General features: G+C 69.4%; 10 protein-coding genes. 2 read left to right on the top strand and 8 right to left on the bottom strand.

Annotated features, from left to right (window positions below; genetic code table 11):
* Window positions 1–37: 37 nt before the first annotated feature.
* From tssA to tssJ, 7 genes are read right to left on the bottom strand one after another with little or no spacing between them, the layout of a single operon-like run.
* Window positions 38–1,162, bottom strand: a complete 1,125-nt coding sequence (gene tssA, locus DIE23_RS19555) for a type VI secretion system protein TssA (RefSeq protein WP_124613637.1) — start codon at window positions 1,160–1,162, stop codon at window positions 38–40.
* Window positions 1,149–3,563: a serine/threonine protein kinase gene (locus DIE23_RS19550; RefSeq protein WP_124613636.1), complete on the bottom strand. Its 2,415-nt coding sequence runs from the start codon at window positions 3,561–3,563 to the stop codon at window positions 1,149–1,151. The genes tssA and DIE23_RS19550 overlap by 14 nt, the downstream gene beginning before the upstream one ends.
* Before the next feature lie 59 nt (window positions 3,564–3,622).
* Window positions 3,623–4,300: a type VI secretion system-associated protein TagF gene (gene tagF / locus DIE23_RS19545; RefSeq protein WP_409364240.1), complete on the bottom strand. Its 678-nt coding sequence runs from the start codon at window positions 4,298–4,300 to the stop codon at window positions 3,623–3,625.
* Window positions 4,297–7,926 carry a type VI secretion system membrane subunit TssM gene (tssM, locus tag DIE23_RS19540; protein ID WP_124613634.1) on the bottom strand — a complete coding sequence of 1,210 codons (3,630 nt, stop codon included), beginning with the start codon at window positions 7,924–7,926 and terminating at the stop codon, window positions 4,297–4,299. Before tssM ends, tagF begins: the two co-directional genes overlap by 4 nt.
* Before the next feature lies 1 nt (window position 7,927).
* The gene (locus tag DIE23_RS19535; RefSeq protein WP_124613633.1) at window positions 7,928–9,253 is read right to left on the bottom strand and encodes a DotU family type VI secretion system protein; all 1,326 of its coding nucleotides are present in this window, start codon (window positions 9,251–9,253) and stop codon (window positions 7,928–7,930) included.
* Between the two features lie 15 nt (window positions 9,254–9,268).
* Window positions 9,269–10,651, bottom strand: a complete 1,383-nt coding sequence (tssK, locus tag DIE23_RS19530) for a type VI secretion system baseplate subunit TssK (RefSeq protein ID WP_124613632.1) — start codon at window positions 10,649–10,651, stop codon at window positions 9,269–9,271.
* Window positions 10,648–11,163, bottom strand: a complete 516-nt coding sequence (tssJ, locus tag DIE23_RS19525) for a type VI secretion system lipoprotein TssJ (RefSeq protein ID WP_124613631.1) — start codon at window positions 11,161–11,163, stop codon at window positions 10,648–10,650. Before tssJ ends, tssK begins: the two co-directional genes overlap by 4 nt.
* Window positions 11,164–11,794: 631 nt before the next feature.
* Here tssJ and DIE23_RS19520 point away from each other — a divergent pair.
* Both DIE23_RS19520 and tagH read left to right on the top strand, forming a co-directional pair.
* Window positions 11,795–12,181: a TssQ family T6SS-associated lipoprotein gene (locus DIE23_RS19520; RefSeq protein WP_124613630.1), complete on the top strand. Its 387-nt coding sequence runs from the start codon at window positions 11,795–11,797 to the stop codon at window positions 12,179–12,181.
* Between the two features lie 45 nt (window positions 12,182–12,226).
* Complete coding sequence (gene tagH / locus DIE23_RS19515) at window positions 12,227–13,642, top strand: type VI secretion system-associated FHA domain protein TagH (protein ID WP_124613629.1); 1,416 nt, start codon at window positions 12,227–12,229, stop codon at window positions 13,640–13,642.
* A gap of 173 nt (window positions 13,643–13,815) precedes the next feature.
* Here the strand turns inward: tagH and DIE23_RS19510 are convergent, their stop codons facing one another.
* Complete coding sequence (locus DIE23_RS19510; protein ID WP_124613628.1) at window positions 13,816–15,261, bottom strand: NAD-dependent succinate-semialdehyde dehydrogenase; 1,446 nt, start codon at window positions 15,259–15,261, stop codon at window positions 13,816–13,818.
* Between the last annotated feature and the right edge of the window lie 14 nt (window positions 15,262–15,275).

Below are 15,275 nucleotides of genomic sequence, written 5' to 3'. Positions count from 1 at the left end.
TGCGTGTACGTTGCCGCCGCATGGACGGCGGCCTGCTTCATTCGCTCCGCTCGCCGCTCAGCAGGTCCAGCTTCGGCAGGCTCTCCGGAGCGAGATCCCGGATGATTTCGTAGAAGTCGAGCGCGAGCAGCCGCTGCGCGCGCCGCAGCAGCAGCGGCGCCGGGTGGCTCGGCTCATGCAGTTCGAAATAACGGCACATCTTGTCGAGACCGAGCCGCACGTCGTCGCGGCTCGTGACCTCGGCATCGCGCCAGGCCTGTGCGTTCGGTAGAACGGCCTGCGCCGATGCGGCTCGCGCGGCGCCGGATGCGGCCGGCGTGGCCGGAATCGAACCGTCCGGTGCGGACTGCTGTACCGCCGGTGCCGGCTCCGGCATTTCGCGCGCGATGCGTTGCAACGCCTTCTCCGTATCGCTCGCATCCGGCGCCCATTCGCTGCCGAGCCGGTCCGTCACGCGCGCACGGATCGCGTCCAATGCGCGCAGTGCGGCATGCACCGCATCGATCGGCACGCGGCCGTCGTCGCGTGCGGTCGACAGCGCGGCGACCAGGCCGTCGCGGCTGTCTGCCGCCGGGCCGCCCACTTCGTCGCGACCGTCGAGCGCGCGTTCGGCGTCGCGCACGCTCGGGCCGCCGTCGAACAGCGGCTGGCGCCGTGCCGCACGCGCGCACTCGTGCGCGCCGGCGACATCGGCGAGCGCGTTCATCCGCGGTGTCGGGTCCGGTTCGCCGTCGGCGTCGAGACGCGGATGCAGGTCGTCCCACCAGCGCTCGATCAGGCCCGCGACGACCGCGAGGCCGTCCGCGTAGCCGGGAATGCCGTGCTGCTCGGTCCAGCTGCGCGCGAGATACGCGGCGACGCGCAGGTCCTTCGTCCGCTCGCCCAGCGCGAGTGCAAGGCGGTCGACCGCGCGCCAGTCGGGCGTCTCGGCCGGAATCACGGTGTCGCCGTACTGCTGCTCGGCGCGCGGCGTCGCGCGCTCCTGAAGCTGCAGGAAATCGGCGTCGTATTCGAGGTTCGGGCCGCACGGCGCATCGGGCGCGACGTCCGCGAGGAATCGGCCGATCAGGTCGGCGCGCGGCGTCGCCGACGGCAGGCCGGGCGACGGGGAGGACAACGCGGCGGCGGCCAGCGCCGCCTGGCTGACGTCATTCGAATGCATAGTCGATGTTGACCGGTTTGCTGCCGAAGTCGATCGCCACGGTACGGTGCAACGGCGGCAGCGAGCCGTTGCGGATCTCGATCTGATAGACGCCTGGTGTCAGCGACACCGAACGCAGCGGCGGGCTCGCGCCGCGCCGTGCGCCGTTCACGTACACGTCGCCCCACGGGCGCACGTTGAAGCGCACCTGGACGGTTTCCTGCTTCGGCGGACGCTGCTCGGCGGTGGCCGGCGTGCTGACCACGGCGACGGCCGTGTCGGCTTCCGATGGCGACGTTTGCGCGGGCACCGGTGCGGTCGACGGCGACGCGGCGGCCTCCGACGGCGGCACGTTAACGACACGCTCCGACGCGTCGAGGCTGCCGGCCGGCGCGATCGTCGAGCTCGAACCGGCTTGCGAAGGCGAGGCGCCTGCGACGGCCGTGGCGGTCGTCGCGACCTGCGGCACGGACGTGGCGGCCCCGACTGCGGGCGCGCTGGCCGGCGCGGCGGCCAGCGATTGCGGCGGCACCTGCGCGGACGATCCGGCCGCCAGGCTCGACGGCGGCACGACGATCGGCGTCGGGCCGTGCTGCGCGAGCGTCGCTTCCGACTCGCTGGCTGACGAGGCGGCACCGGCCTGCGGCTGGCTTGCGCCGGCTTCCGGTTCGCTCGCGACTTGCGCGGGTCGCGACAGATAGGTCGCGGCGATTCCGACGGCGATCAGCGCTACCAGTGCGCCACCCACGTAGGTCTGCGTGCGCCGGTTGCCCGCGGCGATGAACGACGGGCGGCGCGGGGAGCGCGACGGAGGCGATACGCCCGACGAGGATGCCGATGTGGAGGCACCAGCAGCACCAGCAGCACCAGCAGCACCAGCAGCACCAGCAGCACCAGCAATCGGCCCGGCCGTTGCGTTCAGGTTCCCTGTATCCGTTGCGCCACGCTGCCCGATGTCGGGCCCGGCGCTTGCCGATCGCATGTCGGCGGCGTCATGCGCTTCGGTCTTCGAAGCTGCCCGCTCACCCTGCAGCGTGTCCCTTGAACGTTCCACATCACCATCATGCCCGTCGGGACGCCCCGTTTTTGCGGAGGGCGACGACGCCTGCGATACGGACAAAGAAGCGGACGAAGAAGCGGATGACGCCACCGCTGCCGCAGCCGTCGTTGACACCGAAGACCCGCCGTCTTCCGGCTTGTCGCCAGCGCCAGCGGGCGCGGTCGACCGCGTATCCGGTGTGTTCGACCGGTGTTCCAGCCGCCCAGGCTGCGACGGCCGCACATCCGGCGTGGCGTTGCCCGACGCCGTCGCGCCTTCACCGACCGCTGCCGCTGCCACGGCCGCGTCCCCGGCCGACGCGTCCCCCGCTGCGGGAGCGGCACCGGAAACACCGGCCCCCACCTTCCCTTCCCCGCCTCCCCCCGCATCGACCGCCGGCGGCGCAACGACTGCGCCATACCCGCCGCCGGCCCGATCGACATCCCGCAACCCGAGTTCGGCCGCGAACGCCGCGACCGACTCCGGACGATCCGGAATCCGCAGCTGCAGCGCGTGATCGATCGCCGCGAGGAACGCGGGGCTGTACACCTCACCGGCCGGCAACTCGCGCGACGCGAGCGGCCGGTACGCGTCCTTGATGCTGCGCACGACGGCCGCGGGCGGCAATTCGCCGGTGATCATCGCGTGCATCACCGCGCCGAGCGCATAGAGATCCGTCCACGGCCCCTGGCTGAACGCGGGATCGTCGGTGTACTGCTCGATCGGCGCGTAGCCGGGCTTGATCATCATCGCGCCGTCGTCGACGAGATCGCCGATCCGTTTGCGTGCCGCGCCGAAGTCGAGCAGGATCGCGCTGCCGTTCGGGCGGATCAGCACGTTGTCGAGCGCGACGTCGCGATGGAAGCACTGCGCGCGATGCAGCGTGTCGAGCGCGCCCAGCAGCGCGCCGACGATGTTGCGCAATTGCGTCTCGCTCATGCGCATGCCGCCGTCGAGCAGTTGCTTGAGCGTGCGCCCTTCGTAGAACGGCATCACCATGTACGCGGTGCCGTGGCTCTCCCAGAAGTGCAGCACCTTGACGAGCCCCGGGTGGTCGAATTGCGCGAGCAGGCGTGCCTCGTTGAGGAACGCGCCGCGTCCCGCGTCGAACGCCTGCGCGAACCGCTCGGAGCGCAGCGACACCGTGTAGTCGCCGCCGCGCGTCGCGAGCATCGACGGCATGTATTCCTTGATCGCGACCGCGCGCCGCAACGTGCGGTCGAACGCGCGATAGACGATGCCGAAACCGCCGATGCCCAGCACCTCGTCGAGCTGCAGCTCGCCCAGGCGATGACCGAGCGGCAGCGGCCGCACCGTGAATTCGGGCGCGTCGCCGCGGGTTGCCGTGTCGTGCTCGTTGTCTCTCGATGAAGGGTCCTTCATGTCTACCTCGCGATACCGCATCCGTGTTGCCTGCGTTGCCCGCCGCCGGCCGTCGTTCGCTAGCCGCCGAACAGCGTCAGGAACAGCGCGTTGTCGGGTGCGCCCGTATGCGCATGCGTGCGCAGCGGCGAGCCGTCGGCACGATTGGTCCACCAAAAGCTCGTCCCGCCGTGCGGATCGAAATAGCCGGACAGCCCGGGCCATGCCGCGAGCGCCGGCCGGTCCGGCAGCGTCGCCGGGATCCCGTCGACGCCTTCCACGGGCAGCTCGCCGCCCGGCGCGAGCCGCACGCGGTCGAGCGTCTGCTCGAGATCGACCGGCGCGCGCGCATGCCGGATCGCGTCGAGCAGCGCATGGCCGATCTGCCAGTAGAACGCGTCGGCCGCGTCCGGCAGCCCGTTCCAGTAATCGGCCGCCGGCATCGGCAGCGTGACGATCACCGGGTAGTAACGCCCGACGCGATCGCAGCTCGGCGCGAGACAGCCTGCCTGCACGCACGACGCGCCGGCGCCCGCCGGCACCAGGAAATTCCAGACCGGCGCGACCGTGTAGTGGCGCGCGAGCTCGTCCGGGCCGCGCTGGCGCATCGCGGCCATCCCCTGCTGAAGCCAGCGTTCCCACCACAGCGCGAGCGCATGCGGCAGCCGGCTGTTCACGAAGTCGCCGGCGCCGGGAATCTTTCCGTACCAGGCCGGGGCGTCGCCATCGGCGCGCGTGAGCGGCGGGATGCGGCTCATTGCTTCGGAGGGCATGTAAAGGACTCCATCTGGGGCAGCCTGAACGGGTTGCGGACACTGCCCGCATTCACCTGCAGCACGAGCGGTTTGCCGTCGACGGTGAAGCGCGCGACCATCTGGTCCGAGCCGCGTCCGGCCGACACGGCCGCGCGGTCGAACAGCCGGTGCAGCGCCCACGGCCCGCCGGTCGTGAAGCCGTCGGTCGCGCCGGCCTGCCCCGATACCTGCAGCCTTACCTGGCTGCTGCCGCGCGGGCCCGGCCAGTCCACCGCGCTCTGCACGAGCGGGCCGTGCGCATAGCGGACGATCTGGCCGTCGACGTCGAGCACCATCTCCGTGATCGACGGATCCATTTCGAGCGGCTGGACCTGCACCTTCAGTTGCGCGGTGCGCGCGCCGCCGCCGAAATAGACGTCGCGGATCACCGCGGCCTTCTCGAACGACGAAAGCATCGCGGCCGCCGCCGGATCGGCGTCCGCATTGCGGTTCGCGAAACGCCACGGGTGCGACGTCGTATCGACGATCGACTGCAGGTTCTTCTGGAAGAAATCGTCCATCAGGCCGCCCGGCGCGAACATCTGCGCGAAGTCCGCCGCTGCGACGTCGCGCGACGAGCCGCGCGCGAACGGATAGCGGCCCGCAATCGCCTGCCGACAGAAGTCGCCGACGTTCGCGCCGGCCCGCTGGGCGACGCTGCGCTGCTCGACGGTCGCGACGCTGCCGTTCGCGACGTTCGACAGATCGTCGAGCACTTCCCGGAACGGCGTCGGCAGCCGCCCGGCCTGCGCGCGCAGCCGCGCGGGCGCGTCGGAAGGCGGCGGCTGGGCGCCGCTGCGCAGTGCGTCGTCGGTGGCCGTCAGGTACGTATAGAGCGCGTCGATCGACTTCAGCACCGCGTCGAATGCCTGCGCCTGGTCGCCGCTGCCCGGCGCGAACGCGCGCAGCCCGGCGAAGTGGCTGTCGACCACCTGCTCGGGGCTCGCGGGCGCCGCCGCGGACGGATTCGCGTCGCTCGCGCCCTGCCCCGCGAAGATCTGCGACAGCGAGCTGCGCGCCTCGTCGACCTTGTCCTGTGCGCGTGATGCGAGCGTGCGGGCGCCGCCCGGCGTATCGCCGAGCGCCGTGTCGCGCGCCAGCGCGATCATCAGCCGGGTGAGCGGCGAATCCGCCGAAGACAGCGCACGCGCGACCTGGATGCTCTGCGCGAGCGTCGCCGTGCGCTGCAGCTTGATGTCGGCGAGATGGTCGTCCCAGATCTTCAGGTAGTCGTTCAGGTACAGCTGGCGGATGTCGCGCGCCCACGCGCCGGCGTCGTTCGGCCCGGGAATCTCGGACAGCCCGAGGTTCAGCACCCACACCTCCTCGCGCCCGTACGCGTCGACCTCGCCGGCGAGGCGCGGCGAAAACACGTTGCGATAGCCATTGCGCGTATAGAGGCCCGGCACGCCTTCCGACAGCGGCTTGCCGCTTTGGCGGCGGAACACCAGCGATGCGTCGGGCCCGACCGCGCGCGCGACGCTGAAATCGAACGCGGAAGTCGCCGGCCGCAGCGTGCGCGTGAGCTGGCGGTACAGCCGCTGCGAGAACGGCACCTGCCGCAGCCGGTCGCGCACGTCGGCCACGAGCCGCTCGTTCATCGGATACGGCGACACGGCCACGCGGTTGCCGAACAGCGCGGCGAGATGCGCGCGCAGCGCCGAACGTTCGGCCGGCGAGAAATCGGGCGGTAGCGAGCGCTCCATCTCCAGGTCGACGACGGCCTGCACGAACGCGGGATCGTAGTGCGCGCTGTCGTACAGCATCAGGTACGCCTTCAGCGCCGCATACGCGTAGTCGGTTTCGTCGGGCCGTGCATCGCTCAGCGCGGCCTCCATCCGGCGCGCGGCGATCGGCAGCAGCACGTCGTCGAGCGCGCGCCGGTACACGGCGTCGACGGCCTCGTCGATCTTCTCGCCCTGAAAGAGCCCCCAGCGGTACGCGAGCGGCGGATGCGACCGGTCGACGCCGCCGGCATTCGCGAGCCCGCCGAGCGCATCGAGCACCGGCAGCAAACGCGCGATGTCGGCCGCATCCGAGAACTTCGCACCGGCGATCTGCGCATCGACGGCGGGCACGCGCTGCGCGATCCGGTCGAGATACGCGCGATTGTTCGCGTAGCTGCGCAGCCACGCGGCCAGCACGACCACGCTCACGAGAGCGAGCAGCGCGTAGCCGGCGATCTGCAGCACGCGCCGCTTCTGATGCCAGCGCAGGTCGCTGCCGGCGAGCGCGGCTTCGCGGAAGATGTGTTCCTGCAGCAGCGACTTCAAAAAGAAGCTGCGCCCGGTCGAACCGACCTGGGCAACCGGCGGCACGCCCTCGATCTTCAGGAAGCGCTTGATGCCGCTCATCACGCGGTCGAACGCGGTGCCCTCCTGCGTGCCGCTCGTCAGGTACACGCCGCGCAGCATCGGCATTGGCTCGAAGCTCGACACGGAAAACACCTCGGCGACGAACTGGCCGAGCATGTCCTGCAGGTCGGCGACCTGCTGCGGCAGTAGGTACGCCATCTCGCGCTGGCGCGCATCCGTCTGCGTCGCGAGCAGCTCGGGCAGCCCGTCGTTCAGCCGCTGGTGCAGCAGCCGGTATTCGCGGTCGAATGCGGCGCGCAGGTCGAAGCCCGGCGCCTCGCTCTGCGCGAGCGGAAACGTGAAGCCCCACACCTGCGCGCATTCCGCGCGGCCGAAGGTGCCGAAATACTCGGCGAAGCCGGCCAGCAGGTCGGCCTTCGTCACGAGCAGGTAGACGGGAAACCGGATGCCGAGCTGGGCGCGCAGCTCGAGCAGCCGCTTGCGCAGCACCATCGCGTGCTGCGTGCGCTCGGCCTCCGACGCACCGACCAGGTCGGCGACGCTGATCGTCAGCATCGCGCCGTTCAGCGGCTGGCGCGTGCGGTACTTCTTCAGCAGCTCGACGAAGCCCTTCCACTCGGCTTCGTCGAGCGCGCGATTGCCCTCATGCGTCGTATAGCGGCCGGCCGTGTCGATCAGCACGGCGTCGTTCGTGAACCACCAGTCGCAGTGCCGGGTGCCGCCCACGCCGCGAATCGCCGCGCGGCCGAACTGCTCCGCGAGCGGAAAACTGAGCCCGGAATTGACCAGCGCGGTCGTCTTGCCCGAGCCCGGTGCGCCGATGAACACGTACCATGGCAGCTGGTACAGATACTGGCGCGACATCCGGTCGAACCAGCGCGCCAGCCCCTTGCGCGCGGTATCGGCCTGGCCGAAGCGGACTTTCTTCAGCAGCGTCGCGGCCTCGTCGAAGCGGCTGCGCAGCTCGTCGAGCTGGGCCTTGGCCGGATCGTCGGCGGTGGCTGGCCCGGGCGCGGCTTCGCGCAGCTGGTTCAGCAACTGCGCGTTCAGGCGGCTCGCGTGCCAGCTGCGCCACGCGACGCGTGCACTCCACGCGACGAACAGCACCGCGATCGTCACCGCGCGCGCCCAGCCGCTTTCGAGCGGCCGGACCTCGGCGAACGCGAACAGCGGCCCGGCGAGCCACACGAAGCACGCGAGCACGACCAGACCGGCAAAGGTCCAGATCTCCCGCGACGGCAACGGCCGGACGAAACGCGCGACAGCCTGGTTCATGTCAGTTGGCCCCCTGCGTCGCGCTCGCGCCGACGGCGGCGCTGCCGGGCGCCGGCAGCAGCGTGATCTCGACGCGCCGGTTCAGCGCGCGGTTCGCGGGCGTATCGTTCGGCGCGACCGGATCGAGCGTGCCGCGCCCTTCGGCCGCGAGCCGCTCCGGATGATCGAGGCGCGCGGCGATCATGCCGCGCACGGCCTCGGCACGTTCGCGCGACAAGTCCCAGTTCGACGCGAAACGTGCCGTGTGCACCGGCGTGTCGTCGGTATAGCCGGTCACGCGCACGTTGCCGGGCACCTGGTTCAGCGCATCCGCGACCCGCGCGAGCACCGGCGCGTAACGGTCGATCACCGACGTCGAGCCGGACTTGAACAGCCCGTCGCCGCGCAGCACGATCACGCTGCGATCGGCGTCGTCGCGCACCGACACGAGGCCGGCCGCGATCTCGGGGGCCAGGAACTTCGCGACCCGCGGCACCGGCGCCGGGCGCGGCGGCGCCTGCGCGGGCTGCAGCTTCGGCACGTGCAGCGCGTCGATCGACGCGAACAGCTGGTCCGAATGTCCGGCCAGCGCGAGGCGCAGCCCGACGAACACGCCGAAGCCGATCAGCAGCGCGAGCGCCACGCACACCCACAGCGGCACGACGAAGCGGCGCGACACGTCGCGCGTGACGACGTCGCGCCAGTGCGGCGACAGCGCGGGATCGAATTCGCCGCGCACCGAGCGGATCGTGTGGGCCAGCTGCCAGCGCAGCGCGTCGAGCTCCGCATGGCCGTTGTCGAGTACCCGATAGCGGCCCTCGAAGCCGAGCGCGAGACAGAAATACAGCAGCTCCAGCAGATCGAGGTGCTGACGCGGATGCTGCGACAGCCGTTCGAGCAGGTGGAAGAACTTCTCGCCGCCCCAGGTTTCGTTGTGGAACGACACGAGCAGGCTGTGCGACGACCACACGCTGCCGCCCCACGGCGTCAGCGCGGCCGCTTCGTCGAGCGCCGTGCACAGGCAGTAGCGCGCGCCGATGATCGCCTCCGACGGCACGCCGGCTTCCTGCGCGCGCGCCTCGAACTGGCGAATCTCGACGACGAGATGCTCGCGCAGCCACGCCGGATTCGGATGATGGACGGTCGAACGGATCTGCGGCACGAGATTGAGCAGCGGGTTCGCTGCCGCGACGAGCGGGTTCGTGCCGCTCGCGGCCCAGCGGCCGGGACGCGGTTGCGTGGCCGTCGGCCCGCCCGCACCGGATGCGGCGGCCGGATGCATGCCGCCCGGATTCGGCGGCACGAATCCGCCTGCGCCGGCGGAGATCGAATCGGAGGAAGAATTCATCGCGCTGTCCCGCCCTCACCCGCGTATCGCCCAGAACTCCATCGAGAGCCCGGGGAATTCGCCGGCGAAATGAAATGCCAGACCGCCGGAGCGCGCCAGCTGCTTCCACAGGTCGCTGCCCTTGTCGATCTCGAAGTACGTATGTCCCGCGTGATACGGGATCTGCCGCGGCGCGACCGGCAACTGGCGCATCGTGATGCCCGGCAGCTGCAACTGCACCAGGTCGCGGATCCGCTCGACCGGGCCGAGCTTCGCCTGCGCGGGAAACCGCGCACGCAGGCTGTCGGCCGGGATGTCGGCGCGCACCGCGAGCACGAAGCCGGCCGTGTCGCGCAGCGCGGGATCGGCGAGCGTCGCGACCCGGATGCCGTTGCCCGCGTCGCGCAGCTCGATCTGGATCGCGTTTTGCTCCAGCACCGTCGACAGCGACCGGCGCAGCTCCGTCATCAGTTCGGCGAAGCTCGTGCGCAGGTCATCGTGCACGTAGACCGCGAGCGATTGCGGGCGCCGGCCGGCCGCCGTGAACGTGCTGAGGTCGCACGCGAGCTTCAGCCAGTCGCGGAACAGCGCCTCCGGATGCGTCGCGACGTCCTGCTGCGCATGCCAGGTCAGCGCCAGATAACGGTTCACGAGCTGCAGCAGCAGGAAATCCGCGACTTCCGACACGCCGCCGCGCCCCGGTTCCGACAGGCGCTCGGCCAGCGCGTCGCTGCGCTGCGTGAGGAGTCCGTGCAGCTCGCGCGTGTACGCCAGCAACGCGGGATCGCGCTGCGCGACCAGGCGCGGCGGAATATAGCCGTCGTCGACGAGCAGCCGCGCGTCGGTGCGCCGCTCGACGATCCGCACGACGCCGAGCGCATGCCAGTCGCCGGTCAGCTCGGAGTCGAGCATCAGCCGGACGTTCAGGTGCCCCGTCTGCAGCAGCGCGGGCCCGAGCGCGACCGCGTTCGCATCGGCCACTTCGTATTCGCGCACGACGTAGCGGGCGACGTCCGCGTTGCCGCTGCTGCCCGCGTCCGCGCCGAACGACACCTCCTCGCCGCCACCGCGCCACAGCGGCAGCGCGAGCACGACGAGCCGGTCCTTCGCATCGGCCGGCACGTCGAGCGGTTCGGGCAGATCGTCGGGATGCGACAGGTCGAACGGCGTACCGTCGCGCATCACGCCCGCCGCCGCCCGCAGCGCGACCTTGCCGAGCGCCAGCTGCTCGCGGTCGATCTCGAGCGTGTCGAAGCCCCAGTAGAACCCCTGCAGCGGCAGGCAGCGCAGCGCGACGTAGCGTTCCCAGTGCCGTTCGAGCTGCTGGAAATGCTGCGGCCGCAGGAACATCCCTTCGGTCCATACCACCCGCTGGCGCAGTGCGGCGACCGGCGTCGCGGACATCGTCGGTTCCGTCATGGGCGCCCCCGCGTGTCGTTCAACGCGAGACCGCCGTTCCTGACCGCGATCGACAGCTTCAGCTCGCCGGGCGACGTCTGCCAGAACTTGTATACATTGAGCTGCCTCGCGCGCGGCAGCGGCACCGTCAGGCGCCAGCGGTTCCTGTCGAGCATGCGGTACTCGGCGATCACGCCGATCGCACCGGCCTCGACATTGCCGCGGTAGTGCAGCGTGCGCGACTCGCCCGGCCGCAGGATCACGCGGTCGGTGCCGAGCAGGTCCGCGCCGAGGATGTTCTCGGGCTTGTCCTGGAGCGAGAAGAAGTCGGCGCCATCGAACGCCGACGCCGCGCGCAGCTGGAACACCTTCAGCACGATCGGCGACGGCTTGCGGTTGAGGTCGGGGTTGACGTCGGGCGCAACGTCGACCGTGATCGCATACGGCACCGCGGCGGCACGCTCGGTGGCGCCGCACCCGGGCAACAGCAATGCACATCCCAATACGATGAAACCGCTGGACCGCCAACGCATATTTCACCCTCGCAGCGCAATAATTCCCCCGTCGATTTCCATACGCGAAATCGAAGCTCCGGATTAAAAAGGGACAATCAATTGACCGGTAATTATGTGGCTTGCATATCCTTCCGTAGAAATTCCATGCGGCAATTTATTCTTGTTAAAAAGCCGGGTCAAATCGCCAATTGCGAGCCGGGATCGAAATTGGGGAGATGACGATGGATTGAATTGATTTCGGTCATTTCGAGAAGACGTGTTAATCCGACCGGTTCGCCGCGGCGGCCCGGTTCTATTGCATGGACACTTGCTGTATGGACGCTGAACCCAAGCCTGCCAGCTGTCGGCGGTGGGTGGTCACGCCCCGTGGGTCGTGCCAGGCTGTTTGCGTTGCCCGAACGGACGGCCCGTTTTTCCGGCCATTGACGGGCGCCGGGCAAACAACTGACGAATCCCAAAAGCACAGCGAACTATAGAATCGATTTTATGGATTAACAAGTCGAAAACCGGGAATTGATTTGAGTGATAACTCGAACGTAATTTGCCAATTGAAACAAAACGTAACGGCGACATCGGTCGGCATGATTGGCACTAGAATCCAACAGCGCTTGTGCAACACCTTCCAATTACGCAAATATTTCATTTCAAAATGAAAGGCCGTTCATCGATCGTGATTCTTCTCGGCGCCTTGTTGCTGGGAGTCGGCGGGTGCGGCACGTCCCCCACGCAGTCGGCGGCGCGCGCCGCGGTCGACAGCGCGCGCGCGGCCTATGGCGCGGGCGACTACGGACGGACGATCGCGATCCTGAACCGGGCGAAGGAGATCGACGGCGCCGATACCGACACGCAGGTCGCCGCGCACAAACTGCTCGCGTTCAGCTATTGCGTGACGAACCGCATCGCGCAATGCCGCGCCGAATTCTCGAAGATTCTCGACCTCAACCCGCGCTTCGACTTGTCCCCCGCCGAGAAGGGACATCCGACCTGGGGGCCCGCGTTCGAATTCGCGCGCCGCAGACATGCGTCGTCATCCTGACCGAACTGGTTTCCCCGAGCGCTTCACCACCGAGCGACGTATGACATGCAACTGATCGTGATCGAACATGCCGGCGAGCCGGTCGAAAGCGACTCCTACGACGCCGTCGTGTTCCACCCGCCCGGCGGCACCATCGGCCGAGCGACCGACAATCATCTCGTGCTGCGCGACGACACCCGGCAGATTTCCCGGCTGCAGGCCCTGCTGCAGGTGGGTGACGACGCGTGCCTGCTGAAGAACCTGAGCAGCGTGTCGACGATCGAGGTGAATCGCGAGCCGGTCGGCTATGCACAGGAGCGGCCGCTCAATAGCGGCGACATCATCCGCATCGGGCCGTACGTGCTGCGGGCCGAACGTGACGACAGACATGCGGCGCCGGTCGTCGACATGCCCTCCGCAGCCAGCGCGAGCGCCACCCCGCGACGCACGCCGGAGACTGCCGCTCGTGCATACAGCGAGACGAAAGGCGCCGGCAACCGGTTGTGGAGCCTGCTGCAGGATCGCCTGGCCCCGCGCGGCAAGGCGGCGGACGCCAGCAACCGGTCCGGCACGGCGCGCAGGGAGGCTGCGCAGCCGGCAAGCCGCCCCGCGCCGGCCGCGTCATCGGTGCCCTCGCAGCGCGACCTGAATCAGCTGTCGATCGATCCGCTCGACCTGTTCGCGCAGTCGTCGCCCGATATCGGTGGATCAGGTTCGGCATCACCGGCCGAACGCGGCCATGCGAATCGCGGCGCGGCGTCCGCGACGCAGGCCGATCACGCGCCCGAGTGGACGCGGCACGTGCGCGTGCAACCGGCGGCAACGCACACCGAGCCGCGGCCGGCCGACGAGCCTGCACCGCGGGCGACCCCCGTGCCGACGCCCGATGAATTGCTGAACGCGTTCTTCGAGGGCGCCGGACTCGATACGGCCGCCGAATCGCATCAATGGTCGGCCGAACAGCTGTACATCGCGGGACAGTTGCTGGCGCTGTTCGCGAACGGCACGGTCGAGCTGCTGTCGTCGCGCAGCATCCTGAAGCGGGAGGTGAAGGCGCACATGACGATGCTGCTCGATCGCGAGAACAATCCGCTGAAGCTGCTGCCGGACGGCGGCGCCGTGCTGCGCCAGATGTTCGGGCTGCCGCTGCCGGGCTTCATGTCGCCGCAGAGCGCGGTCAGCGACGCGTTCCAGGATCTGCACGCGCACCAGATCGGCATGGTCGCCGGCATGCGCGCCGCGCTGATGGACCTGTTGACGCGCTTTTCGCCGCAACGGCTGCGCGAGCGCGACGATGCGATGCGCTGGTACGAGAAGCGCGTGCCGGCGCTGTACAAGGCGAGGATGTGGGATCGCTACGTGGCGACCCATCGCGACACGGTGTTCGCGATCGAAGACGATTTCGCGTCGGTGTTCGGCAAGGCGTTTCTCGCGGCGTACGACGCGGAAGTGGAAAGCTATCGCGGCAGCAGCCGGCATTGAGCGGCGGGCGCCGTATGTCCCGTGCCGACGGGAGCGACCGCCATTGCCGGGCAACGCCGACAGCGAACGAAGCGGAAAGGACCAGAAACAACAAGGCCGGGCAGAACACCCGGCCTGCGGCAACGCAACGTGCGCGCCGCACTCGAGGCGGCACGCACGCGGTCGAACGGTCGTCAGACCGCCATCACCGTCACCGACTTCGTGACGAGGTACGGCTCCAGCGCTTCCGGGCCGCCCTCCGAACCGTAGCCCGAATCCTTCACGCCGCCGAACGGCATTTCCGGCCACGGCGTCGCCGGCTGGTTGATCCACAGCATCCCGACCTCGAGGCGCTGCGTCAGCAGATGCACATTCGCGAACGAGCGCGTGAACGCGTAGCCTGCCAGCCCGAACGGCAGACGATTGGCTTCGGCGATCGCGTCCTCGAGCGTGTCGAAGCCGCGGATCGCCGCGACCGGGCCGAACGGCTCGTTGTTGAACACGTCCGCTTCGAGCGGCACGTTCGCGATCACGGTCGGCGCGAAGAAGTTGCCTTCCGAGCCGATCCGTTCGCCGCCGGTCTCGATGCTCGCGCCGACCTTGCGCGCGTTCTCGACGACCGACGCCATCGCGGTCAGCCGGCGCGGGTTCGCCAGCGCGCCGAGCGTCGTGCCTTCCTCGAGGCCGTTGCCGACCTTGAGCCCCTGCGCATGCGCGACCAGCGCGCGCGTGAATTCGTCGCGGATGCTGTTGTGCACGAGGAAACGCGTCGGCGAAATGCACACCTGGCCGGCGTTGCGGAACTTCGCGCCACCGGCGGCCTTCACCGCCAGCGCGACATCCGCGTCCTCGGCGACGATCACCGGCGCGTGGCCGCCCAGCTCCATCGTCGCGCGCTTCATGTGCTGGCCCGCGAGCGCGGCGAGCTGCTTGCCGACCGGCGTCGAGCCCGTGAACGTCACCTTGCGGATCACCGGATGCGGAATCAGGTACGACGAGATTTCCGCCGGATCGCCGTAGACGAGACCGATCACGCCGGCCGGCACGCCCGCGTCGACGAACGCGCGCAGCAGCGCGGCCGGCGAGGCCGGGGTTTCTTCCGGCGCCTTCACGAGGAACGAGCAGCCGGTCGCGAGCGCGGCGCTCAGCTTGCGCACGACCTGGTTGACCGGGAAATTCCACGGCGTGAACGCCGCGACCGGACCGACCGGTTCCTTCACGACGGTCTGTTGCGCGCCGAGATTGCGCGGCGGCACGATCCGGCCGTACACGCGGCGGCCTTCGTCCGCGAACCATTCGATGATGTCGGCTGCCGACAGCACTTCGACACGCGCTTCCGTCAGCGGCTTGCCCTGCTCCTGCGTCATCAGCTGCGCGATCGTGTCGGCGCGCTCGCGCACCAATGCAGCCGCCTTGCGCATCGTCGCCGCGCGCTCGTGCGCGGGCACCTTGCGCCATGCTTCGAAACCACGCTGCGCCGCGGCCAGCGCGCGATCGAGATCGGCGATGCCCGCGTGGGCCACCTTGCCGATCGCCTTGCCCGTCGCCGGGTTCACGACGTCGATCGTCTTGCCGCTCGCGGCGTCGACCCACTCGCCGTCGATCAGCAGTTGCGTATCCGTATAAGTCACGTTAGCCATCCAGACACCCCAGT

Origin of the sequence: Burkholderia sp. Bp9143, assembly GCF_003853645.1 — a bacterium.
In the GTDB taxonomy this organism is placed as follows: Bacteria; Pseudomonadota; Gammaproteobacteria; order Burkholderiales; family Burkholderiaceae; genus Burkholderia.
Note: the sequence above shows the minus strand (reverse complement) of the source record. Positions and strands in the feature narration are given on the sequence as shown.

What these genes read in the sequence shown, in the direction of transcription:
- tssA (WP_124613637.1), bottom strand. Translation starts at nt 1,162, where the DNA reads ATGCATTCGAATGACGTCAGCCAGGCGGCGCTGGCCGCCGCCGCGTTG.
- DIE23_RS19550 (WP_124613636.1), bottom strand. Translation starts at nt 3,563, where the DNA reads ATGAAGGACCCTTCATCGAGAGACAACGAGCACGACACGGCAACCCGC.
- tagF (WP_409364240.1), bottom strand. Translation starts at nt 4,300, where the DNA reads ATGAGCCGCATCCCGCCGCTCACGCGCGCCGATGGCGACGCCCCGGCC.
- tssM (WP_124613634.1), bottom strand. Translation starts at nt 7,926, where the DNA reads ATGAACCAGGCTGTCGCGCGTTTCGTCCGGCCGTTGCCGTCGCGGGAG.
- DIE23_RS19535 (WP_124613633.1), bottom strand. Translation starts at nt 9,253, where the DNA reads ATGAATTCTTCCTCCGATTCGATCTCCGCCGGCGCAGGCGGATTCGTG.
- tssK (WP_124613632.1), bottom strand. Translation starts at nt 10,651, where the DNA reads ATGACGGAACCGACGATGTCCGCGACGCCGGTCGCCGCACTGCGCCAG.
- tssJ (WP_124613631.1), bottom strand. Translation starts at nt 11,163, where the DNA reads ATGCGTTGGCGGTCCAGCGGTTTCATCGTATTGGGATGTGCATTGCTG.
- DIE23_RS19520 (WP_124613630.1), top strand. Translation starts at nt 11,795, where the DNA reads ATGAAAGGCCGTTCATCGATCGTGATTCTTCTCGGCGCCTTGTTGCTG.
- tagH (WP_124613629.1), top strand. Translation starts at nt 12,227, where the DNA reads ATGCAACTGATCGTGATCGAACATGCCGGCGAGCCGGTCGAAAGCGAC.
- DIE23_RS19510 (WP_124613628.1), bottom strand. Translation starts at nt 15,261, where the DNA reads ATGGCTAACGTGACTTATACGGATACGCAACTGCTGATCGACGGCGAG.